The sequence below is a fragment of the Aminobacter aganoensis genome (assembly GCF_014206975.1).
GTDB lineage: Bacteria > Pseudomonadota > Alphaproteobacteria > Rhizobiales > Rhizobiaceae > Aminobacter > Aminobacter aganoensis.
Map to the genome: position 1 here is coordinate 247,880 of NZ_JACHOU010000001.1, position 23,810 is coordinate 271,689.

Here is a 23,810-nt window from a genome sequence, read left to right on the forward strand (position 1 = left end):
GGGATCAGAACGGAATTTCGTCGTCGAGGTCGCGCGAGCCGCCACCGCCCGCTCCACCGCCGCCCTGGCCACCGCGGCCACCACCGCCCGAGCCGCCACGACCGCCGCCATAGCTGTCGGTCGGGCTCGACTGGCCGAAGTCGGAACCGCGTCCGCCGCCACCGTAGCCGCCGCCACCCTGGCCGCCGCCATAGCCGACCTGGCCGCCACCATAGCCTGCATCACCGCCCTGGCCGCGTGCGTCGAGCATCTGCAGCTCGCCACGGAATTTCTGCAGCACGATTTCGGTGGTGTAGCGCTCGATGCCGTCCTTTTCCCATTTGCGGGTCTGGAGCTGGCCCTCGATGTAAACCTTCATGCCCTTCTTCAGATATTGCTCGGCGACCTTGGCCAGGTTGTCGTTGAAGATGACGACCTGGTGCCACTCGGTCTTTTCCTTACGCTCGCCCGAGTTCTTGTCGCGCCAGCTTTCCGAGGTCGCGATGCGCAGGTTGACGACCGGCTCGCCCGAATTGAGCCGACGGATTTCAGGGTCCGCACCCAGATTGCCGACCAGAATGACCTTGTTGACGCTACCTGCCATGACACCGCTCCGCGCTCGTCCGAAACCAAATTCCAGGAAAATGTGAGGGCGCACACTAGCCCATTGCACCGTCCGCCCGCGCCCCCTGTGGGCGGAATTCCTCGTGCAGTCCACAAGTCATTTTTGTTCCTATTTTGTTCTATAGCGTTTGGCTCGATTTGGCAAGCGGGCCGTGCGGGAAGGAGACCAGCCGCCGTCGATGCCCCGATCGCCCGCCCCTGACCTTGCGGGCAAGCGCGCCGCCCTGGCCCAAGCGTCGCTGGCTATCTCGGGCTCAACGCCCGGCTGCCGCGTGCCAGATATTCGCAGGCCCAGGCCAGGAGGCAGAACACGACCAGCGTCAAAAGCGCCCCAAGGACGACGTCGGAAAAGAAGTGGCGGCCGAATGCGACGCGCAGCATGCTCGCCGTGACGATGATCAACCCGATCGGCAGGATGAGCATCCCCCTGGCCTGCTGCGAGCAGAGCGGCAAGAGACAGGCGAGACAGGCGATGGCGGACGCCTCTCCCGAGACGAAGGAGCAATTTTGCTGGCAGGCATCTGACGCAGCACTGCACGAACTGCCTGCAACCAGTAGACCACCCCTGACGGACCAACGTTCTTGCCGCGCCGCGACCTGCCATTCTATGGCCTGAAGCCGGCTTTCTGCTGGTGATATGTCAGCGCCGCGCGCAGGCAAGATGCGAGAGCAGCCTTCGGAATGGCCGCCTCCGCCGGCACGATCACCGCCCTGTTGCCTTCGAATTCCAGCTCGCCGCCCACATGCGAGCGGAAGGTCTCGAGAAGCGTCGTATTGCAGTTGAAGAACACCGCGCATTTGCCGGGAAAGGATCTTGCCACGCCCAGCCTCACGGTCGAGCCGCTGCCGCTGGCCTCCGTCAGGTAAGCCGGCTCGCCCCATTTGAGCGTTTCGGTCAGCGGGCCGACGCCGGCGGTTTCCGCCGCCACCTCGAAGATCAGGCCGCGGATGTGGAGCAGCCGGGCCTGCACCGCCTCAGGATGGCGCGAAAGCGCCTCGATGATCGTCCTCGGCACGGGTGGTGGCGCCATGTGTCAGCCCCGATCCTCTTGTGATGCAGATGGCCCGCCGCCAAGCGCCAGGTCGACCGCGGCTTCGGCATGCAGCTTGACCACGTCATAGGCAGGCACCGGATAATCCTCCATGGCAAGCAGCAACGGCAGCTCGGTGCAGGCCGAAACCACTGCCCCGGCACCCCGGGCCTGCAGCCCCTTCGCCAGGTGCAGCAGCACTGCCCTGGACTCCGGCTTCGCCACGCCGAGTGTCAACTCGTCGATGATGATGCGGTGCAACGCCGTGCGCTCGTCCTCAGGCGGCACCAGCACCTCGATGCCGAACTGTCTCTCCAGCCTTTCGCCGAAAAAACCCAGCTCCATCGTGTAGCGCGTGCCCAGCAGCCCCACCCGCTTGTGCCCGGCCGCCTGCAATGTCCGCCCGGCCGGGTCGGCGATGTGCAGAAGCGGGATCCTGATGGCGGCGGCAACCTTGTCGGCAACATAATGCGCCGTCACCGCCGTCAGCATGGCGAAAGCAGCACCTCCCGCCTCGATATGCCGCGCCGCCGTGATGATCACCTCGGCGACCCGCTCCCACTCCCCCCTGGCGGCAAGGTCGTTCAACTCGTCGAAATCGAGCGTGAACATCAGCGACCGCGCATTGTGATGCCCGCCGAGCCGGCGATGCGCGGCCTCGTTGATCAGGCGGTAATAGAGCGCGCTGGATTCCCAGCTCATGCCCCCGATCAAGCCGATGAGTTGTGTCTGGCGTCCGGCCACGTGTCCCCTTCCAAGCCTGCAACTGCCATCGGGCAGAACAATCTAGTTTTGAGGTCAGCCGAAAACTAAGTCCAACAGCAGGCTGAGACCCCCTCCGTTCGAAAGGTAACTGACGATAACCGTCCGGCGACGGCGAGGCCAGCGCGGCTTCCAAAGTAAAGGGAGGCAGGATGGGCGTCCAGATAGCCGCCAATTCCCAGTAGTTGTGGGAAGCATCAACGGAGAAGCAGAACATCCTTGCAGGTATCCGACTGCACACTAGTCTGTCATCACAACAGTGGGCAAAGGACATGAACCTGCGGAAGATTGCTGATATCGTTGTCCTTATCATCATTGGCTTTTGCCTTGGTGGCATGTTCTCCGACGTCAGCGCAACCGACCAATACCTCAGCGAATGGCAGACTCTCATTGCTGGCATTCTTGCCGTCGCCGCCGCCGCGTGGACCGTTGGTGAAATGCGTCGCAACGACTCCATGCAGCAACAGCGACACGAGGAGTTGATGCTGCTCAATCTACGAGCAGATCGGCTCCGGGCAGAACGAGCGGCGTTCCCGTATGCCGATAAGTTGGAATATGCTTCCAACATAATCTCCGAGCGAGTAGAACAACTTGGAGCACATAGAGACATCGACATAAATCGCCGTGTTGCAATCAACATTGCCCAAGCAATGAATTTTATAATCGATTATTTACGCGCTGACGCAATCATTGATGCAAAGCCACTTTTTGGTAGCGCGATGGCCTTTAGCTTCGAATCTCTCGAAAAGAGAATTGAAATATCTGCGCGCACAACTATCGGCCTATGCGAAACGCTAGCCGAGACCGAAACTGATTTCGGCAAAAAACTCGAAGAGCACTGGCCTAAAATAGCTCTCAACTCCCTGACGATAGCAAGAAGTTGCAGAGAATTCGCCGTGGAACTGAAACGCCTTGCGGACCACTACGGTCCTGATTGATCACTTCACCAGCACTCTTTTGAACGAACCCCGACTAAAAAATATGGCCCCGCCGCTCCCAGGAGCGCACGGGGCCTTGTTGTCGGGTTGTACCCTTGACTGCCGGGAGTGGTTTACCGGCTTTTCTCTCTCGGACTCATAGTGGCTCGGGGCCACGGATCCGACCATGGTCTCAGATTGTAGGGGATCGCCAGATCACGGTTTGCGGGGCGTTTCACAAGGGAAAGCCTGGCACCTGCGCCTGCCGCGGTTCCGTCTTTTTTAGCGGAACCCTTTGGGGCTGTCCGGTGGAGTCATGCCTAGCTCCTTCGTCAGTTGCGCCAATTGTACACCTGCTGCTCAACTCGCGTGTCTGCGGCGTCTCGCAGACCGACCGTAGCATGGTGAGGAGCCCTCAAGGAGGCTCGGCCTCAGGCGACTTCAGGAGTTTGCATCCCTGATTCCGCTACGTCAACCACAACATTGTTAGAGGCGAAAAATGTGATCGAAGTCCGGCTTTCGTCCGCCACGTTTCCGGCATGGCTCCTGCCATACCGTTGTCAGGAGCCCGTTCGGCCTTTGTTCTTTTCACTTGCCCCTGCCCGCCAAAGGCGCTTAAACGCAGGGCGGGGTGTATCGCGCTGCCTCTCGACCGGGCGGCGAAAATACCTACATGAGGGAATGGTCGGGCACACCCGCCACTCCGGGCAATTCCAGATTTGAGGCGGCGGCGCGGCAATGGCCGATCACAAGTACATTTCCATTCGCGGTGCGCGCGAACACAATCTCAAGAACGTCGATCTCGACCTGCCGCGCGACAAGCTGATTGTCATGACCGGCCTGTCCGGCTCGGGCAAGTCGTCGCTCGCCTTCGACACCATCTATGCCGAGGGCCAGCGCCGTTATGTCGAGAGCCTGTCGGCCTATGCCCGCCAGTTCCTCGAGATGATGCAGAAGCCCGACGTCGACCAGATCGACGGCCTGTCGCCGGCGATCTCGATCGAGCAGAAGACGACCTCGCGCAACCCGCGTTCGACGGTCGGCACCGTCACCGAGATCTACGACTACATGCGCCTGTTGTTCGCGCGCGTCGGCGTGCCCTATTCGCCGGCCACCGGCCTGCCGATCGAGAGCCAGACGGTATCGCAGATGGTCGACCGCGTGCTGGCGCTCGACGAGGGCACCCGCCTGTTCATCCTCGCCCCCATCGTCCGCGGTCGCAAGGGCGAATACAAGAAGGAACTCGCCGAGCTCCAGAAGAAGGGTTTTCAGCGCGTCAAGATCGACGGCGCCTTCTACGAGATCGGCGACGCACCGGCCCTCGACAAGAAATACAAGCACGACATCGACGTCGTCGTCGACCGTATCGTCGTCCGCCCGGATCTCGCCACGCGCCTTGCGGATTCGATGGAAACCGCGCTCAAGCTCGCAGAGGGCCTAGCCGTCGCCGAATTCGCCGACAAGCCGCTCGACGCCAGCCTCACAGGTGCTGACTCGGTCAACAAGAGCGCGAACGAAACCCACGAACGCATTCTGTTCTCGGAAAAATTCGCCTGTCCCGTCTCTGGCTTCACCATTCCCGAGATCGAGCCGCGTCTGTTCTCGTTCAACAACCCGTTCGGCGCCTGCCCGGCCTGCGACGGCTTGGGCAACCAGCGCGCCATCGATCCGCTGCTGATCGTGCCGGAAGACCATGTTTCATTGCGCGAGGGCGCGGTGGCGCCGTGGGCCAAGTCGACCTCACCCTATTACACCCAGACGCTGGAAGCCCTCGGCAAGGTCTACGGCTTCAAGCTCGGCGACCGCTGGCGCGACCTTCCTGCCGAAGCGCAGGAAGCCATCCTGCGCGGCACCGGCACCAAGGAAATCACCTTCAACTATGACGACGGCCTGCGCTCCTACAAGACGACCAAGACCTTCGAGGGCGTGATCCCCAATCTCGAGCGCCGCTGGAAGGAAACCGAATCCGCCTGGATGCGCGAGGAGATCGAGCGCTTCATGTCGGCGACGCCCTGCCCGGCCTGTTCAGGCTACCGCCTCAAGCCGGAGTCGCTCGCCGTCAAGGTCGGCGGCAAGCATATCGGCGAGGTCACCGAGCAGTCGATCCGCAAGGCCAATGCCTGGTTCGAGGCGCTGCCCGCGTCCCTCAACGACAAGCAGAACGAGATCGCCGTCCGAGTGCTCAAGGAAATCCGCGAGCGCCTGCGCTTCCTCAACGATGTCGGCCTCGAATATCTCACGCTGTCGCGCAACTCCGGCACGTTGTCGGGCGGCGAAAGCCAGCGCATCCGCCTCGCCTCGCAGATCGGCTCGGGCCTCACCGGCGTGCTCTACGTCCTCGACGAGCCGTCGATCGGCCTGCACCAGCGCGACAACGCCCGCCTGCTCGACACGCTGCGCCACCTCAGGGACATCGGCAACACTGTCATCGTCGTCGAGCACGACGAGGACGCGGTTATCACCGCCGACTATGTCGTCGACATGGGCCCGGCCGCCGGCATCCATGGCGGCGAAATCATCGCCGAGGGCACGCCGCAGCAGGTCATGGCCAACCCGAACTCGATCACCGGCAAGTACCTGTCGGGCGAGCTCGAGATCGCCATCCCCGCCCAGCGCCGCGAGCTGAAGAAGAACAAGCGCATCAAGGTCGTGGGCGCACGCGGCAACAACCTCAAGAATGTCTCCGCCGAGATCCCGCTCGGCACCTTCACCGCCGTCACAGGCGTGTCGGGCGGCGGCAAGTCGACCTTCCTGATCGAGACGCTGTTCAAGGCCGCGTCGCGCCGCATCATGGGCTCGCGCGAGCACCCGGCCGAGCACGACCGCATCGAGGGCCTCGAATTCCTCGACAAGGTCATCGACATCGACCAGTCGCCCATCGGCCGCACGCCGCGCTCGAACCCTGCGACCTACACCGGCGCCTTCACGCCGATCCGCGACTGGTTCGCCGGCCTGCCCGAGGCCAAGGCGCGCGGCTACCAGCCGGGCCGCTTCTCCTTCAACGTCAAGGGCGGCCGCTGCGAGGCCTGCCAGGGCGACGGCGTCATCAAGATCGAGATGCACTTCCTGCCCGACGTCTACGTCACCTGCGACGTCTGCCACGGCAAGCGCTACAACCGCGAAACCCTCGACGTGCTGTTCAAAGGCAAGTCGATCGCCGACGTGCTCGACATGACGGTCGAGGAAGGCGTCGAGTTCTTCGCCGCCGTTCCCGTCGTGCGCGACAAGCTGATGACGCTCAACCAGGTCGGCCTCGGCTACATCCACATCGGCCAGCAGGCCAATACGCTGTCCGGCGGCGAGGCCCAGCGCATCAAGCTCGCCAAGGAGCTGTCGCGCAAGGCCACCGGCAAGACGCTCTACATCCTCGACGAGCCGACAACCGGCCTGCATTTCCACGACGTCGCCAAGCTGCTCGAGGTGCTGCACGAGTTGGTCGACCAGGGCAACACGGTCGTCGTCATCGAGCACAATCTCGAGGTCATCAAGACCGCCGACTGGGTGCTCGACCTCGGCCCCGAGGGCGGCGACGGCGGCGGCGAACTGGTGGCTTCGGGCCGCCCCGAAGACATCGTCGCCGAACCGCGCAGCTACACCGGCCAGTTCCTGAGGGAACTGCTGGAACGCCGCCCGCGCGGCAAGCGGGAGGCAGCGGAGTAGCAATCGGCGCGGCGCGCCTTACGGCTTGCGCCAGGGCGAGGTCTCATCTTGCCTGCCAGCCCAGACGGCGCCGGCCTTATGTCGTCTGGGGTCGCCAGGGCTCGTGCTCGTGCGCGAGCCAGACCAGTTCGGGGTCGAGCGCGAGCACCCGCAATTGGCCTTCGCTGCGCGGCTCGTCAAGCTCGCCGAACCAGACCGCCACGTCGCCGCCAACGACGACCGGGCGCCCGCCAGTCTCGACCACGACGACTTGCATGCCGGCTGTGTGGCCCGGCGCCGGGACAAGCCGGAGCCCGGGAAGCAGCTCGAGTTCGCCGTCGACCGGCACATACTGCACGCCGGGTGCATCGACCCACTCACGAATGGGGTATTCGTTCTCATCGCTGTGCGCGTCTTCGAGTTCACGCCGCTGGACGTAGAACGGCTTGCCGGCGAAGAGGTGGTTGCCGCCGCAATGGTCGGCGTGCAGGTGTGTGTTGATGACGATATCGATGCCGTCGAGGTCGAAGTCCTGCTTGCTCAGTGGATAGAGGCGAGGGTCGAAAGCGGCGACCACTGCCGGGTGCAGCTCCGTCATGCCGGTGTCGACCAGTATCCGCGCATCGGGATGGTCGATGACGTGCACATAGACCGGCATGCTCTCGCCTTCGACGCTCAGTTCGGCAACGAGGATTGGCGTGATGGTGATGGAGGCATGGGCGCTCATCTTTTCATCTCCTTCGACATTTGCACGCTGCCTGCCAGGCCGCGCATGTCCGCGATCACCGGCGGGAAAAGAGTGGGCTTGGCGCGCCAGTCATGGTCCATTCCGAACGCGCTTGGCCTGCCACTTTGCTCACGCCGACGCAAAACTGATTGCATTATAAAACTGGTTTCAGAATAGGATCAAAAATCGCTTTTGCAATCGATTTTTGAAGTGCGCATGAACCAGAATCCCCGGCGAGCTCGATGCGAGAGGTCGATCGACCGGCATCGCCTTGGCGCGCGAGGAGGCACGATATCGCCGTCGCCGATTCTGGTTGCGCAGCGCCAGGCTCCTGTCTACCCCGCCGTGGCCGCGCGGCGAAACAGCCACAGGCCATATGCGCCTATCAGGCAGGCGATCAGGAACTCGCGAATCTCGGACAATTCGTAGCCATCGGCCATCCGGTGTCCGCCGAACACGAAGACCAGTTGCGACAGCGGCAAAAGGATCGCCATGGCAAGCCCCGCAACCCGGAACGGCGCCGGCGTCCCCCAAAGGTCGAGCGCCAGCCTGATACCGATCAGCGTGCCCATGAAGAACCAGAGCTGGTAGGGCACGACGTTCCACTCTTCGAACAGCAACCCGGCCAGCGGCAGGCCGGCGAGCGCAAACAGCCGTGGCGGAACGAACCCCTCCGCCGTCTTCAGGAGCGGTCCGACATGCGCCGGCCAGGCCATCGGCAGCACGACGAACAACAGGAACGCAGCCGAGTAATAGGCCGCCTCGAACCGGTAGGTGGCGAAATTGTGCAGGTTCGTTTCGTTCTGGGCGTTGCCTTCGAACATCGGCCCGGCGGTCCAGCCAACCCAGTGTTGCCCCCACGACATCTCCTCCATCAGGATGAGGAAGACAACCAGGATCAGCGCCGCATGCACGGCCTGGCGCGGCAGACCGAGAACCCGGGCGCGATCGCCGCGATCGCGCCACGCGGCAGCGCCCAGGGCCGACAATGCAAGCACGAACGCCACTTCGGTCAGGATGCTGAGCACCTGTCCCTCCCGCACCGTCTCGTTCAGGATCCTGGGCATCACCGCCACCGTCGCCGTGGCAACCAGCAGGGCAGCGGCCATCAGATACGCCGCCCCGAGCAGCAGCGGCGCCTGGCCGTCGATCAGCGGCCGTGCCAGGGCCGGCTTCGGCAGCAGTGCCGCAACCAGCAGGAAGGCCGAGACGAATGCCGCGACCGGCCGGACCAGCCCGAACATCGACCAGTCGACGCGATCCTTGGCCAGCAGGTCGCGGTCGTTGATCGCAAGATCATAAGCGACCAGCGAAACTAGAATCGTAGCCGCCGCGGCGATCAGCCCCATGCGCGCCGGTCCAGCCAAGGAATGAGCTTGCGGTTGCTGCAGCGTCGACATGAACGGCCCGTCATTATGTTTGCGTTTGTATGAGATGTTCTAGCCGACGACTGTCGAACAAAGTGTAAAGCGGGCTACCGTCGGCGGGCGCGGCCGAACCCTGCCGAGCACGGCTTCATGTCAGTATGGTTCCGGCAGCCCGCCTTGGCGGCTTTGCCGCTCCGGCCTGTTCGGCTAGAAATGACGCGCAATGACATCAAGGGGTTGAGCGATGAGTGGAAAAATCCGCGCCGGCATGGGCGGCTGGACGTTCGAGCCCTGGGAAGGCACCTTCTATCCCGACAAGCTGTCCAAGACGAAGCAACTGCAATTTGCCGGCACGCAGGTACCGTCCATAGAGGTCAACGGCACCTATTACTCCGGCTTCAAGGAACCCACCTTCCTCAAATGGGCAAGCGAGACGCCCGACGATTTCGTCTTCTCGCTCAAGGGCAACCGCTTCGTCACCAACCGCCGCGTGCTCGCCGAGGCCGGCGAGTCGGTCCAGCGTTTCGTCACCCAAGGCATCGCCGCACTCGGCGAAAAGCTCGGGCCGATCCTGTGGCAGTTCGCGCCGACCAAGAAGTTCGACGCAGACGATTTCGAGGCATTCCTCGAGCTTTTGCCGGAAAAGCAGGACGGCATCACGCTGCGCCATGCGCTGGAAGTGCGCAATCCAAGCTTTGCCGTGCCCGAATTCGTCCAGTTGGCGCGCAAGCACAACGTGACGATCGTCTACGCCGACCACGCCACCTACCCGGCAATTGCCGACGTCACCGGCGACTTCGTCTATCTCAGGCTGCAGACCGGCAGCGACGAGAATCCCGATTGCTACACGCTGAAGGGATTGGACGAATGGGCCGCCAGGGCAAAGACCTTCGCCGCCGGCGGCGTGCCGGCCGATCTGCCGCGCGCCGATCCCTCGGCCGAGGCTCCGGTCAAGCCGCGCGACGTGTTCGTCTACTTCATCACCGAAGGCAAGGTCCGCGCCCCCTTCGGCGCCATGGCGCTGATGAAGCGGGTCAACGGCTAGGCGGTCAGGCCGCGGGACTGCGGCCTGTCAGCGCGTCCTAGGCCGCGGGACTGCGGCCTGTCATCGCGTCCCAGGCCGCCATGGCGCCGTCGGCGACGGCCAGCAGCGCTTCGCGCCCGACACCGTCGCGCGCCTGCACCGACATGCCTTGCTGGACGGCAATGATGAAGGCGGCGAGACCGGCTGGGTCGGCCGCCGCCGGCAGTTCGCCCTCTTCGGCCGCCGCCTTCAGCCGCTCCTCCAGTTGCCGCGCGCCTGCCAACCTGCGGGCGCTCAGGTCGTTGAACACCTCGCGATTGGTCTCGCTGGCATTGAGCGCACCGAGCACGATCAGGCAGCCCCTGGGATCGCCGGGCTCGCTGAACGCCCTGGCCGAAGCACGCAGGAAATCGGCGACCGCCTGCTTCACGCTGCCCGGCCTGTTGAAGGCGCCCCAGATATCGATGCCCTCGGTGGCGCTGTAGAGGTCCACCGCCTCGCGAAACAACGCCTCCTTGCAGCCGAAAGCAGCATAAAGACTGGGCGAATTGATGCCCATGGCTGCCGTCAGCTCCGCCAGAGACGCGCCGTCATAGCCCTTCTGCCAGAATAGCAGCATCGCCTGCCGCAATGCCTCATCGCGGTCGAAGCTGCGCGGACGTCCCTTTCCAGACATCGAATTCCTTTCTGTCATGACCGATACATAAATCCCTTGACCGCATCGGGCAAGAGTGCAACCAATTATATATCGGTCACTACAGAAAGATGAAAACATGTCCTCCACGTCCACCCAAAATCCTCTCCACGGCAAGGTCGCCCTGGTCACCGGCGGCAGCCGCGGCATCGGCGCCGCCATCGTCCGGCACCTGGCGTCGGCAGGTGCCGATGTCGCGCTGACCTATGCCCGCTCGGCCGAAAAGGCCCTGGACGTCGTTGCCGAAGTCGAGGCTTCCGGCCGCCGGGCAATCGCGATCCAGGCCGACAATATCGATGCCGAGGCCGTCGAGGCGGCCGTCGCCGAAACGGTCGCGTCGCTCGGCCGGCTCGACATCCTGGTCAACAGTGCCGGCATCTGGCACGCCGGCACCATCGACACGGTCACGCTCGCCCAGCTCGACGAGGTCATGTCGGTCAACTTCCGCGCCCCGTTCGTCGCCGCGCGCGCGGCTGCCGCTGTTATGCCCGAGGGCGGCCGCATCATCTCCATCGGCAGCAATCTCGCCGACCGGGTTCCCTTTGAAGGCATCGGCCTCTATTCGGCCAGCAAGGCAGCCCTCGTCGGCCTGACCAGGGGGCTGGCACGCGACCTCGGACCGCGCGGCATCACCGTCAATGTCGTTCATCCCGGCTCGACCGAAACCGACATGAACCCGGCCCACGGCGACGGCGCCGACCACCAGCGCAACCTCATGGCCATCCCGCGCTTCGGCTCCCCCGACGACATCGCCGGCCTCGTCGCCTGGCTCGCCGGTCCCCAGGGCCGCTTCGTCACCGGCGCCGCACTCACCATCGACGGCGGCACCAACGCCTGAGGTTTTCGGGGCGCGTTTCGGCGAGACAAGCGGGGAAATGTGTTCCCCACTTGTCTTCGCTGCGACGGCAAGAGCGGTCGCCCTCGTTCTGTGATCGGCAGGTGGCGGTCCCGGAGGGATCGCGACACCAAGGATCGGCTCGGCAAAGCTCGCCCCCCAATTTGTCAGGAACCTTGTCAGCAATCCGCGTGGATAGCCGACCTCCTTTTTCCACACCCTTCCAGACATCCCCTACAATCCATGCCAGTTCCTCCCGCGGGAACGCCGGTCGCGACGGCGGCATGCGGGGAGGAACCGGCGCCTCCGCTCGTGGGCTAACGTGGCTCGCGGTCCGGGGAGGTTCCGTCCAAGGGTTCCCCTTCGGGCACTACGGCCCGGGTGCGCTGGACGATGCGCTAGTGGGGGCGCGGGCGAAAATGCCCTTGCCCCGGAAGCGGAACGGACGGGAACAGAAATCGCCGGCGGGGCGCGGACGTCGCGCCATTACTAAACTATCGGAAGGCACGGCCTCGCGCCCCGCTTCCCGAACTTTCCTCGTCCTGAGCTTGTCGAAGGATGAGCTTGTCGAAGGATGAGCTTGTCGAAGGATGAGCTTGTCGAGGGATGAGCTTGTCTAGGGATGAGCTTGTCGAGGGATGACAATGGCCAGACCGGAAACGGGGCGTGGCGGTGAAGAAACCTGGCTTCTTCTCCCCGTTCACGGGGAGAAGGTCCCGGCAGGGGGATGAGGGGCAGCGCAAAACCTCTACGTCCCGGGCTCAACACCATCTTGGGCACAGCCCTCATCCTGAGCCCCTCATCCTGAGCCTAACCGCAACCCTCATCCTGAGCCTAACCGCAACCCTCATCCTGAGCCTAAGCGCAGCCCTCATCCTGAGCCTAAGCGCAGCCCTCATCCTGAGCCTGTCGAAGGATGGGATGACGGGCACGGCGCGAGCCCCTAAGAGAAGACAAAAGTCACCCGCTCAATCCCGCCACCACCTCCCTGAGCGCCAGCGGCAGATCCTCGGCGATGAGCCCCGGCCCGAAGCGTCGCGCCGCCTCGGCATGCATCCACACGGCAGCGCAGGCCGCCTCGAACGGCGGCATGGACTGCGCCATAAGTGCTGCGACGATGCCCGACAGCACGTCGCCAGAACCGGCGGTGGCCAGCAGCGGCGTGCCGTTGCTGTTGATCGCGGCGCGCCCGTCGGGTGCGGCGATCACCGTGTCGGGGCCCTTGTAGACGATGACGGCATTTGCCTTGGCCGCAGCAGCCAGCGCCCGCTCGAGCTTCGACAGCGACGTGTCGGCGGCGATGTCGGAAAACAGCCGGCCGAACTCGCCATGATGCGGCGTCAGCACCAGTGCCGGCCCCGACCGCCTACGCGCCTCGAAGAACGCGGCCCGCTGCCGCGCCATCGAAGTGATGCCGTCGGCATCGAGCACCAACGCGCCAAAGCGTCCGGATGCATGCCCCATGAGCTCCAGCGCGAAACGGCCGACCTCGGGCTCCGGGCTCAGTCCCGGGCCATGGACCAGAACGGCGGGCTTGCGCTCGTCGAGGAAGGCAATCGCATCTTCGAGACCGTCGCAACGCCGGAGAATGATCGAGGTGAGATGCGCCGCGTTGGCCGCGAGCGCAGCCCCCGGCGACAACACCGTCACCGCGCCCGCCCCTGCCCGTGCCGCAGCCATCGCCGACAGCCGCGCCGCCCCGGTGGCCGCGATGCCACCGGAAAAGACGCCGACATGGCCGCGGCTGTATTTGTGGGCGTCCTTGGCCGGCGACGGGAACAGCGCCCGCCACCATGCCGGATCGTTTTCGCGGCAGCGCGCGCCTGTGGCCGCGACGGCTGCATCGGAAATGCCGATATCGGCGACAATGATCTCGCCGCAATGCGCCCGCCCGGGAAACAGCAGGTGACCGGGCTTCTTGCGGGCAAAGGTTACAGTTATCACCGCCTTGAAGGCACCGCCCGGCACCTCGCCCGACCTGCCCGACACGCCGGACGGCAGGTCCACTGCGACCACCGGCACGCCGGCCTCGGCAGTCCGCGCCACCGCCGCCAGCACATCGCCGGCAAGCGGCTTGGAAAGCCCAGCGCCGTAGAGCGCATCGACGACGAGCGAACCCGTTTCGGGCGCGAAGGCGGACAATGGCTCGACCGCGACCGGGCACTCCGCGGCCGCAAGCGCGGCATCGCTGCCGGCGCGCGGCGCCGATGTCGCGAAAAGCCTGACGGCGCCGCCGCTTTCGCGCAGCAGGCGCGCCACGACATAACCGTCGCCGCCATTGTTGCCCGGCCCGCACAGCACATGGACCGGATGCGCCGATGGAAACCGGGACAGCACCACATCGGCGATCGCACCCCCGGCCCGCCGCATCAGCCCGACGCCGTCGACCGGACCCGCGCCGATCGTCAGCCGGTCGGCCTCGGCCATTTCGTCAGGTGTCAGCAGTTCAAACGCCATGGCGGTGTCCGCGAGATTCCAGCATCGGCCCAAGAATTAGCACGCCGCCGCGCCCGGCCGAAACAAGGATGCAGCAATGCGCAACAGGTACAAATTATGAGCATCATGCCGCTTTTTTGTGCATAGATTTAAGGCAGAGGACGCTGAAATTTTGGGCGATCTTCGTGCGACAGGGCAAAACCGGCAGCGGAACCTGCGTTCCGTGGCGGCCACCAGGGCAAACTGGTCACACTTGTCGCAGCCACTAGACTTGGCACGCTTCGTGCTTGAGATAGGCGCGAGTGGGTGCATTACCCCTGAGTTACGGCAGTGGAGGCCAGTATTCGCATGAAAAAGATCGAAGCGATCATCAAGCCGTTCAAGCTCGACGAAGTGAAGGAGGCGCTCCAGGAGGCCGGCCTGCAAGGCATCACGGTCACCGAAGCCAAGGGTTTCGGCCGCCAGAAGGGCCATACCGAGCTCTACCGCGGCGCCGAATATGTCGTCGACTTCCTGCCCAAGGTGAAGATCGAGGTCGTGCTCGGCGACGAGTCGGTCGAGGCCGCCATCGAGGCGATCCGCAAGGCCGCCCAGACCGGCCGCATCGGCGATGGCAAGATCTTCGTCTCCAACATCGAGGAAGTCGTCCGCATCCGCACCGGCGAGACCGGCGTCGACGCCATCTGACCCTTCGAAATTTCTTCTCGTCCTAACGTCATCAGACAGGGAACCATCACATGACGACAGCCAAAGACATCATGAAGCAGATCAAGGACAACGACGTTAAGTTCGTTGACCTGCGCTTCACCGACCCCAAGGGCAAGCTCCACCACGTCACCATGGACATCGCCGAGGTCGAGGAAGACATGTTCGCCGACGGCGTCATGTTCGACGGCTCCTCCATCGCCGGCTGGAAGGCGATCAACGAATCCGACATGGTGCTGATGCCCGACATGGACACGGTCCACATGGACCCGTTCTTCGCCCAGTCGACCATGGTCATCCTGTGCGACATTCTCGATCCGGTTTCGGGCGAGGCCTACAACCGCGACCCGCGCGGCATCGCCAAGAAGGCAGAGGCCTATCTCAAGGCCGAAGGCATCGGCGACACTGTCTTCGTCGGCCCGGAAGCCGAATTCTTCGTCTTCGACGACGTCAAGTATAAGGCCGACCCCTACAACACCGGTTTCAAGCTCGATTCGACCGAACTGCCGTCGAACGACGACACCGACTATGAGACCGGCAACCTTGGCCACCGCCCCCGCGTCAAGGGCGGCTATTTCCCGGTCCCGCCGATCGACAGCTGCCAGGACATGCGCTCCGAAATGCTGACCGTGCTGTCCGAGATGGGCGTGCGCGTCGAAAAGCACCACCACGAGGTGGCTGCCGCCCAGCACGAACTCGGCATCAAGTTCGACACGCTCGTCCGCAACGCCGACAAGATGCTGATCTACAAGTACGTCGTGCACCAGGTCGCCAATGCCTATGGCAAGACGGCCACCTTCATGCCGAAGCCGATCTTCGGCGACAACGGCTCGGGCATGCACGTCCACCTGTCGATCTGGAAGAATGGCAAGCCAACCTTCGCCGGCAACGAATATGCCGGCCTGTCGGAAAACTGCCTCTATTTCATCGGCGGCGTCATCAAGCACGCCAAGGCGATCAATGCCTTTACCAACCCGCTGACCAACTCCTACAAGCGCCTGGTCCCGGGTTATGAGGCACCGGTGCTGCTCGCCTACTCCGCGCGCAACCGCTCGGCCTCCTGCCGCATTCCCTTCGGCAACTCGCCGAAGTCCAAGCGCGTCGAGGTCCGCTTCCCCGACCCGGGCGCGAACCCCTACCTCTGCTTCGCCGCGCTGCTGATGGCCGGCCTCGACGGCATCAAGAACAAGATCCACCCCGGCCAGCCGATGGACAAGGATCTCTATGACCTGCCGGCGAAGGAACTCAAGAAGATCCCGACCGTCTGCGGCAGCTTGCGCGAAGCGCTCCAGAGCCTCGACAAGGACCGCGGCTTCCTCAAGGCCGGCGGCGTCTTCGACGACGACCAGATCGACAGCTTCATCGAGCTGAAGATGGCCGAGGTCATGCGCTTCGAAATGACCCCCCATCCGGTCGAGTACGACATGTACTACTCGGTCTAAGACCAGAGAAACAAAGAAAAAAGCCCCGGAGCGATCCGGGGCTTTTTTGTTTGGCGGGGCAGCAATCCGGTAAATGCCGGACTGCTGCGGAGGATGCGTAGCCGAACGACCCGTCAGATGCTTTTAGCGCTCATCTGCTCGGAGATGTAGTCGGCCTGCCGGATCGCCAGCGCCACGATGGTGAGCGTCGGGTTTTCCGCGCCGCCCGTGGTGAACTGGCTGCCGTCGGAGACGAACAGGTTCTTGATGTCGTGCGTCTGGCCCCATTTGTTGACCACGCCGTCGGATGCCTTTTCGCTCATCCGGTTGGTGCCCAGATTGTGCGTCGACGGATAGGGCGGCGTCGGGAACGAACGGGTGGCGCCGACTGCGTCGTACATCGCCATGCCCTGCTTGTAGGCGTGGTTGCGCATGGCGACGTCGTTGGGATGGTCGGTGAACCAGACATCCGGGATCGGCATGCCGTATTTGTCCTTCAGTTCGCCATGCAGCTTCACGGCGTTCTGCTCCTGCGGCATGTCTTCGCCGACGATCCACATGCCTGCCATCTTGTCGTAGTGGTCGAGCGCGGTGGTGAACGAACGGCCCCAGCCACCGGGATCGAGGAACGCCGCCATGAACGGCAGTCCGAGCGCCAGTGTTTCGAGCTCGTAGCCGCCGACGAAACCGCGCGACGGGTCGTGCCTGGCTTCATCCCGGACGATGCCGGCCATGGTCGTGCCGCGCCAGAAATGCACGGGCTTGTCGAAGATGGCGTAGACCGACCCGGTGGTGTGGCGCATGTAGTTCTTGCCCACCTGCCCCGACGAATTCGCCAGCCCGTCCGGAAATTTCGACGACGCCGAGTTGAGCAGCAGCCGCGGGCTTTCGATCGAATTGCCGGCGACGCAAACGATGCGCGCCTTCTGGCTCTGGGTCTTGCCGTCCTTGTCTGCATACACGACGCTGGTCACCTTGCCGCTGTCGTCGTGCTCGATCTTGAGCACATGGCTGCTGGGCCTGACCTCCAGCTTGCCCGTCGTCTCGCCCTTGGGGATTTCGGTATAAAGGGTCGACCACTTGGCCCCCCACTTGCAGCCCTGGAAGCAGAACCCGGTCTGCTGACAGCCCATGCGGCCGTCGCGATCGGCCGAATTGATCGCCATCCTGCCGGTGTGGCATTCCTTGTAGCCGAGCTTGTCGGCCCCGGCCTTGAACACCTTGAAATTGTTGTTGCCTGGCAGGCCCTCGATGTCATTGGTGCGGGTGACACCCATCTTGTCCTCGGCCTTGGCGTAATAAGGCTCGAGATCGGCAAGCGTGATCGGCCAGTCGAGCAGGTTGGCGCCCTCGACCTTGCCGTAGTTGGTCAGCGTCTTGAATTCATGCTCCTGGAAACGCAGCGACGCGCCGGCCCAGTGCGTGGTCGTGCCGCCGACTGCCTTGACGATCCAGGCCGGAAGGTTGGGGAAGTCCTTGTGGACCCGCCAGCCGCCGCCGGTCGTGCGGTTGTCCAGCCAGGCAAGCTGGCCGAAGGAGTCCCACTCGTCGTTGATGAATTCGTCGTATTCGATGCGCGGGCCGGCTTCGAGAATGACGACGTCGATGCCCTTTTGGGCGAGTTCGTTGCCAAGCGTGCCGCCGCCGGCTCCGGAGCCGATGATGACGACGACGCTGTCGTCGTTGAGATCGTAGGGTGCAGGCATGTTTTCCTCCCGGGAATGCTGAAAAGGCTGTTCGCGACAACCGGCCGATCAGAGCCACTCGATGTCGTCGAAACCGCGCGCGATGTATCCGCCCTTGGAGTAGGACTCGCCCTCGTAACCGAAGATCGGCCACACCTCCTTCTGGTTGTAGAGGCCGACGACGAGCCCACCGCGGATCGCCTGGAAGAACGGTGTCTCCTCGATCTGCCGGAGGATGGCCACGCGCTCGTCCTCCCAGCCGAGGCCGGTGTAGCCGCCGGCACCCGACTTCTGGTCGAGGTCGGCGATGCCCTTCTCGATCAATTCCTTGTGCGCCGCATCCTTGCCCGCCTGTTCGTCGTGGCTCTTGATGGCGATGGCATAGAACTTGTCCGGCACCTGATCGTGCGGATAGATGTCGCGCGCCATCTGGATCAGCGTCGCCAACGTTTCCGGCTTCAGCGCCGTGCTCTCAAGCCCCCATGCTTCGCCCGTGCTGAGCACGGCCGAGCCGCTGATGATGAGCAGCGCGCCGGCAGCACTGCCACGCTTGAGCAGTTCACGCCGCGACAGGCCGGACCTGCCTTGATAGATCGTCACCATGATTTCCTCCCTTGCTTGCGATGCGCCGTCGGCGCTTGGCTGGCGCGGCGCTCTCCCTCGCCGCATATGCTTCACTTGAACCTGCCTCCCCGCTGCAAGACCTCGATCTTGTAGCCGTCGGGGTCTTCGATGAAGAAGAAGCGGGCGAGCGGCTTGCCGCCCGGCGCGAAGTCGACGATGTCCTTTGGGGTCAGGCCGGCCGCAACCAGCCGCTGGCGCGTGGCGTCCAGGTCGTCCACCGATACTGCAAGGTGGCCGTAGCCGTCGCCCAGCGCATAGGGCTCGGCCCGACCCTTGTTGACGGTCAGCTCGACCTCGAATTCGGTTTCAGGATTGCTGAGATAGAGAAGGGTGAACGTCTCGAAATCGAGGCGGTCGGTAACTTCGAGGCCGAAGGCCGTGCGATAGAAGGATACCGAACGCGTCTCGTCGAGCACGCGCACCATGGAATGTATTGCCTTCGCCATTCGTCCTCCTGGCAGTTGCTTGCCAGGGGATTATGAATCCGTGCAGTTCCAAGTGGTGGCAGCCCGTTACCACGCCCCCGAAGACAGACTTTGCTAGGCACGGACGACGTACAGGTTGCGGCAGCGGACGGTTGGGCCGATGATGGGCGTCGAACGCCAGCGCCGGTGCCGAAAACGCCGCGCAAGCCATCGGGAGGATTGATATGTGCAGGGTATTTGCCGGACAGGATCCGAAAGGCTATCACCAGATCAACCGGTCGATCAGGATCGCCGGGCATTCGACCAGCATCCAGCTGGAGGCTACCTTCTGGGACCTGCTCGACGAGATCGCAGCCTCGCAAGGACTGACGACGCCGAAGTTCATTTCCAAGCTTTATGACGAGGCGATCGAGATCAATGGAACGATCCCGAACTTCGCATCCATGCTGCGCACCACATGCGCCCTCTATCTGCGCGGCCACAAGCCGGGCGCCGAAGAGATCGAGGCGCTGAAGCGCTACGCGGCATAGCCGAGCCTAACTCAGTTCTTGCTACCAGGTCTTGCGACTCGGAAGAAGAAACGCCCCGGGCCGAGACCCGGGGCGCTGTTCGATCTCGCCTAAAATTTAAGCAGCAGCCTTGGTCTCGACGCTGGTCGGCACCGTGCTGATGGTCTTCAGGATCTGCGAGGCGATCTGGTAGGGGTCGCCCTGCGAGTTCGGACGGCGATCTTCGAGATAGCCGCGATAGCCGTCACGGACGAAGCTGTGGGGGACGCGCACCGAGGCGCCACGGTCGGCAACACCCCAGGTGAAGACGTCGATCGACGCCGTCTCGTGCTTGCCGGTCAGGCGCAGGTGGTTGTCGGGGCCGTAGACGGCGATGTGATCTTCGCGGGCCTCGCCGAACGCTTCCATCAGCGCCTCGAAATAGGCCTTGCCGCCGATTTCGCGCAGGTGAGCCGTCGAGAAGTTGGCGTGCATGCCCGAGCCGTTCCAGTCGGTGTCGCCCAGCGGCTTGCAGTGATACTCGATGTCGATGCCGTACTTTTCGGTCAGGCGCTGCAGCAGGTAGCGCGCGATCCACATCTCATCGGCCGCCTTCTTCGAGCCCTTGCCGAAAATCTGGAATTCCCACTGGCCCTTGGCCACCTCGGCATTGATGCCCTCGTGGTTGATGCCGGCGTCAAGGCAAAGGTCGAGATGCTCCTCGACGATCTGGCGGGCGATATCGCCGACTGCCTGGTAGCCGACGCCGGTGTAGTACGGACCCTGCGGCGCCGGGAAGCCGGTTTCGGGGAAACCGAGCGGACGGCCGTTCTTGTAGAAGAAATATTCCTGCTCGAAACCGAACCAGGCGCCCTCGTCGTCAAGGACGGTCGCACGCGTGTTGGACGGGTGCGGGGTGACGCCATCCGGCATCATGACTTCGCACATGACGAGCGCGCCGTTCTTGCGGGCCGGATCGGGATAGATTGCGACCGGCTTGAGCACGCAATCGGAGCTCTTGCCTTCGGCCTGCCTGGTCGAGCTGCCGTCGAAACCCCAGAGCGGAAGCTGCTCGAGCTTCGGGAACTCCGCAAACTCCTTGACCTGGGTCTTGCCGCGGAGATTGGCCGCAGGCGTGTAACCATCCAGCCAGATGTACTCGAGCTTGTACTTCGTCATGCTATCCTCTCGGTGTCGTGCCTGCCGGCCATTGGCGGCCGGCGTGTCGCAAGAGAAGAAGCAAGCCTCGTGCCAACTCGAAAAATGCAGGAACCGCAACGGGGGGAGAGTTCGCGGAAAAAGCCGATGCTCAAAAAACAGGCAAACTAAGGCAGCAGCGCTGACATTCTGCCCAAGACTCGGGCGCAGCCCGCCCGGCCGGCCAGAACGGGATCAGCCAGCCTTCAACGCCTCGAGCAAAGCCACCGCGGAAACCATGTCCCGCTTGCGGTTGCTCCGGCGGGCGATGGCCTCGGAATCCTGGCCCCAATGCTCGATCTGCCAGTCTTCGTCGACATGGGCGGCGGCCCACGCCGCCTCGACATCGAGCTCGCCGGCCTCGACGGCGAGCGCCAGAAGAGCCGAACCGGTCAATGTGGTCATCAGGTGGAGCGCTGCCAGCCGCATCGGTTCGGCACGCTGCGACAGGTGGATGCCAAGCGCGGCGATGGCAGCGCGCGGCTGCTCGACATGCATGACGCCTTCGGCCAGCACGAAATGCGCGCTCAGCGACGCGCGCGCCCAATCCAGTACCGGGTCCCATGCCTCGGACTGGCGCTCGACGAGTTTTTCCGGGCTGTCGGCACGGTAGCAAAGCAGATCCGACGACGAGAAGCGCAAGATGTCCTCGAGCACCGCCTGCGGATCGGTGGCGACCCCGTCGATCGCCGTGTTGACCAGGCGCAGCACCGGCATGGTGAACGGGTCGATGTTGTCGACCTGGGCAGCAAATTCGTCGGCCACCAGTTGCGCTGCGGCCTCCGTCGGCAAGGCAAGCAGTGCCCTGCCCGGCGTGCGCACCGGCTTGCCGTCGAGCTGCACGGCAAAGCCTTCGTCGACAGCGGCAACCGAAGCGGCTTCGTAGAACCGCTTGGGCAGTTGCCGGCGCATCGTGCTTTGGGCACGGCGGATCGGATCGGGATCGGACAGCGCGTCGCCAGCTTCAAGGTCGCTCAGGATGTCACGCATGGGTTGTTCCAATCAGTCGAAAAGGGCAATCAATCGATGAGGGCGAGCAAATCGCCGGGCTTGGCCAAAACGGTCTCGGCACCGGTCGCCAGCAAGCCGTCGCGGCCATGGTAACCCCAGCACACGCCTATCGCGCGGGCGCCGGCACTTCTGGCCATCTGCATGTCATAGATGGCGTCGCCAACCACGAAAGTCGAGGCCGGATCGATGCCGGTTTCGGCGCAGCATTCCAGCACCATGGCGGGATGCGGCTTGGAGCGGCAGTCGTCGGCAGTGCGGATGGTCACGAAATGGCGCTCGAAACCATAGGTTTCCATCACACGCTGCACGCCGCGGCGCGACTTGCCGGTGACCATGCCGATCAGCACGTCGTCGCGCTGGGCGAGCACGTCGATCAGTTCGGCGATGCCGTCATAGAGCGGCTCATGGAAATTCGAGGGTGCGCGCGAGGCGATGAAATGCGCCTTGTAGCGCTCGGCCAGGCGGCTGCACTCGGCATCGAGCGGACGTCCGAGCAACGTCGCAATGGCAAGATCGAGCGTCAGCCCGATGATGCCCTTGGTCGCCTCCAGTGCCGGCTCGGCAAGGTCAGCCTCGCGAAACGTCGCGACCATGGTGGCGTGGATGAGGTCGGCGCTGTCGACCAGCGTGCCGTCGCAGTCGAACAGCACCAGCTTCAAGGCGCTGTCGCCGACGGAGCCTGCCGTCACGCCGGCTCCCCGCTTTCATCGTCGAAGCCGATGAGGTTCCAGCTCTGGCGCATATGCGGCGGCATCGGCGCGGTGACGTCGATCACGCCATGGTCGGGATGCGGAATGACGATCCGGCGTGCGTGCAGGTGCAGCTTGTTCTGCAGCCCGCCCGGAAACTCCCAGTTGGTGTCGTGCTCAAAATATTTCGGATCGCCGATGATCGGGCAGCCGATATAGGCGGCGTGCACGCGCAGCTGGTGGGTGCGGCCGGTATAGGGCTCCATCTCCAGCCAGGTCATGGTCTGGGCGGCCTGCTCCAGCACGCGGTAGTAGGAAACCGCGTGGTCGGCGCCCTTTTCGCCATGCTTGGCGACGCGCATGCGGTCGCCGTCCGGCGTCTGTTCCTTGACCAGCCAGGTCGAGATCTTGTCTTCGCGCTTCGGCGGCGCGCCCTTGACCAGGGCCCAGTACGTTTTCTTGGTCTCGCGGGCACGGAAAGCCTCGGCGAGCTTCATCGCCGCCAGACGCGTGCGCGCCACGACCAGCACGCCCGAGGTGTCGCGGTCGAGCCGGTGGACCAGGCGCGGCTTCTCGCCCTTCTTGTTGCGCCAGGCCTCGAGCATGTCGTCGAGGTGACGCACCACGCCCGAACCGCCCTGCACGGCAAGGCCGGCCGGCTTGTTGAAGACGAAGACCTTGGAATCCTCGTAGATCAGCATCTTGGCCAGAACGTCGCCATCGTCCTGGTCGCGCATCGTGCGGGCGGTCAGCGGGCCGTCGTTCTTCTTGTCGACTTCGAGCGGCGGGATGCGGATGACATGTCCCGGCTCGACGCGCGTATCGGCCTTGGCGCGGCCGCCATTGACGCGGATCTGGCCCGAGCGCAGCAGTTTCTGCAGGTGGCCGAAGCCGAGCCCCGGATAATGGGACTTGAACCAGCGGTCGAGCCTCATGCCCGTTTCGCCAGCTTCCACCGTGACCTGTTCAACGCCTGCCATTGTTCAATTGTCCTTTTCGAAGCGGCCCAATAGCATCAGCCGATGCTTCTTGCGAGCCACATTCCCAGGAACAGCGCCAGAATGGCGCATATGACGCTGGCAAATGCATAACCGAAGGCCGGCAAGGTCGATCCGCGCTCCCACAAGGCGGCAAAATCCAGCGAGAATGCCGAAAAGGTGGTGAAGCCGCCGAGGATGCCGGTGGCCACGAACAGGCGCAACTCGTTCGAGCCGCCGAACCGGCGTGCCAGCAGGCCGACGAACAGTCCCATGGCAAAAGAGCCCAGCACGTTGATCGCCAGCGTGCCCCAGGGAAAATTAGGCCCGACGAGCCTGAGCGCCAGCAGATTGGCGAGATGACGCAGCGCGGCGCCGATGGCGCCGCCGAGTGCAACGAGCGATAGATGAAGCATGGGCAGGTCCTGCGCGCAATTGCATGGTCCATAACACAGAACCGCGCCCAGGCAGGCGCGATGCGCCGGCGCAGCACCGACTAGGCTGTGGACAAGGCAGCTGCGCCGCAAGCCATTGTTGGGCGGGCGGCAGCCGG

General features: G+C 63.9%; 23 protein-coding genes. 7 read left to right on the top strand and 16 right to left on the bottom strand.

Going from position 1 to position 23,810, the window contains the following annotated elements; translation table 11 throughout:
* Window positions 1-4 precede the first annotated feature (4 nt).
* The 4 genes from ssb to GGR00_RS01195 form a co-directional block, all read right to left on the bottom strand.
* Complete coding sequence (ssb, locus tag GGR00_RS01180) at window positions 5-583, bottom strand: single-stranded DNA-binding protein (RefSeq protein ID WP_055976820.1); 579 nt, start codon at window positions 581-583, stop codon at window positions 5-7.
* 263 nt (window positions 584-846) lie between these two features.
* On the bottom strand, window positions 847-1,263 hold the full coding sequence (locus GGR00_RS01185) for a phosphatase PAP2 family protein (protein WP_184697291.1): 417 nt from the start codon (window positions 1,261-1,263) through the stop codon (window positions 847-849).
* On the bottom strand, window positions 1,209-1,634 hold the full coding sequence (locus tag GGR00_RS01190; protein WP_184697294.1) for a DUF1801 domain-containing protein: 426 nt from the start codon (window positions 1,632-1,634) through the stop codon (window positions 1,209-1,211). Before GGR00_RS01190 ends, GGR00_RS01185 begins: the two co-directional genes overlap by 55 nt.
* Before the next feature lie 3 nt (window positions 1,635-1,637).
* Window positions 1,638-2,378: an aspartate/glutamate racemase family protein gene (locus GGR00_RS01195; RefSeq protein ID WP_343065504.1), complete on the bottom strand. Its 741-nt coding sequence runs from the start codon at window positions 2,376-2,378 to the stop codon at window positions 1,638-1,640.
* 290 nt (window positions 2,379-2,668) lie between these two features.
* On the opposite strand from GGR00_RS01195, the gene GGR00_RS01200 reads away from it, so the two are divergent.
* Both GGR00_RS01200 and uvrA read left to right on the top strand, forming a co-directional pair.
* Window positions 2,669-3,334: a hypothetical protein gene (locus tag GGR00_RS01200; RefSeq protein ID WP_184697297.1), complete on the top strand. Its 666-nt coding sequence runs from the start codon at window positions 2,669-2,671 to the stop codon at window positions 3,332-3,334.
* Window positions 3,335-4,051: 717 nt separating this feature from the next.
* Window positions 4,052-6,973, top strand: a complete 2,922-nt coding sequence (gene uvrA / locus GGR00_RS01205; RefSeq protein WP_184697300.1) for an excinuclease ABC subunit UvrA — start codon at window positions 4,052-4,054, stop codon at window positions 6,971-6,973.
* 76 nt (window positions 6,974-7,049) lie between these two features.
* On the opposite strand, the gene GGR00_RS01210 is transcribed toward uvrA, so the two are convergent.
* Complete coding sequence (locus GGR00_RS01210; RefSeq protein ID WP_184697303.1) at window positions 7,050-7,679, bottom strand: MBL fold metallo-hydrolase; 630 nt, start codon at window positions 7,677-7,679, stop codon at window positions 7,050-7,052.
* Window positions 7,680-8,014: 335 nt separating this feature from the next.
* Window positions 8,015-9,028 carry a hypothetical protein gene (locus GGR00_RS01215; protein ID WP_055976838.1) on the bottom strand — a complete coding sequence of 338 codons (1,014 nt, stop codon included), beginning with the start codon at window positions 9,026-9,028 and terminating at the stop codon, window positions 8,015-8,017.
* Between the two features lie 262 nt (window positions 9,029-9,290).
* Here GGR00_RS01215 and GGR00_RS01220 point away from each other — a divergent pair, with 262 nt between their 5' ends.
* Window positions 9,291-10,091: a DUF72 domain-containing protein gene (locus GGR00_RS01220; protein ID WP_184697306.1), complete on the top strand. Its 801-nt coding sequence runs from the start codon at window positions 9,291-9,293 to the stop codon at window positions 10,089-10,091.
* A gap of 37 nt (window positions 10,092-10,128) precedes the next feature.
* Here the strand turns inward: GGR00_RS01220 and GGR00_RS01225 are convergent, their stop codons facing one another.
* Entirely contained in the window at window positions 10,129-10,746 is a 618-nt protein-coding gene (locus GGR00_RS01225; protein ID WP_184697309.1) for a TetR/AcrR family transcriptional regulator, read from the bottom strand.
* Window positions 10,747-10,843: 97 nt separating this feature from the next.
* On the opposite strand from GGR00_RS01225, the gene GGR00_RS01230 reads away from it, so the two are divergent.
* Window positions 10,844-11,602 (top strand): SDR family NAD(P)-dependent oxidoreductase, encoded by a 759-nt coding sequence (locus GGR00_RS01230; RefSeq protein ID WP_055976846.1) that lies wholly within the window; start codon window positions 10,844-10,846, stop codon window positions 11,600-11,602.
* 957 nt (window positions 11,603-12,559) lie between these two features.
* Here the strand turns inward: GGR00_RS01230 and GGR00_RS01235 are convergent.
* A complete protein-coding gene (locus tag GGR00_RS01235) occupies window positions 12,560-14,056 on the bottom strand; it encodes an NAD(P)H-hydrate dehydratase (protein ID WP_184697312.1) in 1,497 nt (498 codons plus the stop codon).
* Between the two features lie 327 nt (window positions 14,057-14,383).
* On the opposite strand from GGR00_RS01235, the gene GGR00_RS01240 reads away from it, so the two are divergent.
* Window positions 14,384-14,722 (top strand): P-II family nitrogen regulator, encoded by a 339-nt coding sequence (locus GGR00_RS01240; RefSeq protein ID WP_055976860.1) that lies wholly within the window; start codon window positions 14,384-14,386, stop codon window positions 14,720-14,722.
* Window positions 14,723-14,772: 50 nt separating this feature from the next.
* A complete protein-coding gene (gene glnA, locus GGR00_RS01245; RefSeq protein WP_055976863.1) occupies window positions 14,773-16,182 on the top strand; it encodes a type I glutamate--ammonia ligase in 1,410 nt (469 codons plus the stop codon).
* 113 nt (window positions 16,183-16,295) lie between these two features.
* Here glnA and GGR00_RS01250 read toward each other — a convergent pair whose 3' ends face one another.
* The 3 genes from GGR00_RS01250 to GGR00_RS01260 all read right to left on the bottom strand — a co-directional run bounded on the left by GGR00_RS01250 (window position 16,296) and on the right by GGR00_RS01260 (window position 18,916).
* Window positions 16,296-17,867, bottom strand: a complete 1,572-nt coding sequence (locus GGR00_RS01250) for a GMC family oxidoreductase (RefSeq protein WP_184697315.1) — start codon at window positions 17,865-17,867, stop codon at window positions 16,296-16,298.
* 48 nt (window positions 17,868-17,915) lie between these two features.
* Entirely contained in the window at window positions 17,916-18,449 is a 534-nt protein-coding gene (locus tag GGR00_RS01255) for a twin-arginine translocation pathway signal (RefSeq protein ID WP_055976869.1), read from the bottom strand.
* A 71-nt stretch (window positions 18,450-18,520) separates the two neighbouring features.
* Entirely contained in the window at window positions 18,521-18,916 is a 396-nt protein-coding gene (locus GGR00_RS01260; RefSeq protein ID WP_184697320.1) for a VOC family protein, read from the bottom strand.
* Window positions 18,917-19,119: 203 nt separating this feature from the next.
* Here GGR00_RS01260 and GGR00_RS01265 point away from each other — a divergent pair, with 203 nt between their 5' ends.
* Complete coding sequence (locus GGR00_RS01265; RefSeq protein WP_055976875.1) at window positions 19,120-19,425, top strand: ribbon-helix-helix domain-containing protein; 306 nt, start codon at window positions 19,120-19,122, stop codon at window positions 19,423-19,425.
* 96 nt (window positions 19,426-19,521) lie between these two features.
* Here the strand turns inward: GGR00_RS01265 and GGR00_RS01270 are convergent, their stop codons facing one another.
* The 5 genes from GGR00_RS01270 to crcB all read right to left on the bottom strand — a co-directional run bounded on the left by GGR00_RS01270 (window position 19,522) and on the right by crcB (window position 23,673).
* Window positions 19,522-20,562: a glutamine synthetase beta-grasp domain-containing protein gene (locus GGR00_RS01270; RefSeq protein WP_055976878.1), complete on the bottom strand. Its 1,041-nt coding sequence runs from the start codon at window positions 20,560-20,562 to the stop codon at window positions 19,522-19,524.
* Window positions 20,563-20,775: 213 nt separating this feature from the next.
* On the bottom strand, window positions 20,776-21,570 hold the full coding sequence (locus GGR00_RS01275) for an ATP12 family chaperone protein (protein WP_055976880.1): 795 nt from the start codon (window positions 21,568-21,570) through the stop codon (window positions 20,776-20,778).
* Window positions 21,571-21,599: 29 nt separating this feature from the next.
* Window positions 21,600-22,250 (bottom strand): HAD-IA family hydrolase, encoded by a 651-nt coding sequence (locus GGR00_RS01280; protein ID WP_184698050.1) that lies wholly within the window; start codon window positions 22,248-22,250, stop codon window positions 21,600-21,602.
* A 26-nt stretch (window positions 22,251-22,276) separates the two neighbouring features.
* The gene (locus tag GGR00_RS01285; protein WP_055976882.1) at window positions 22,277-23,260 is read right to left on the bottom strand and encodes an RluA family pseudouridine synthase; all 984 of its coding nucleotides are present in this window, start codon (window positions 23,258-23,260) and stop codon (window positions 22,277-22,279) included.
* Window positions 23,261-23,295: 35 nt separating this feature from the next.
* Window positions 23,296-23,673 carry a fluoride efflux transporter CrcB gene (gene crcB, locus GGR00_RS01290; protein ID WP_055976884.1) on the bottom strand — a complete coding sequence of 126 codons (378 nt, stop codon included), beginning with the start codon at window positions 23,671-23,673 and terminating at the stop codon, window positions 23,296-23,298.
* Window positions 23,674-23,810 lie beyond the last annotated feature (137 nt).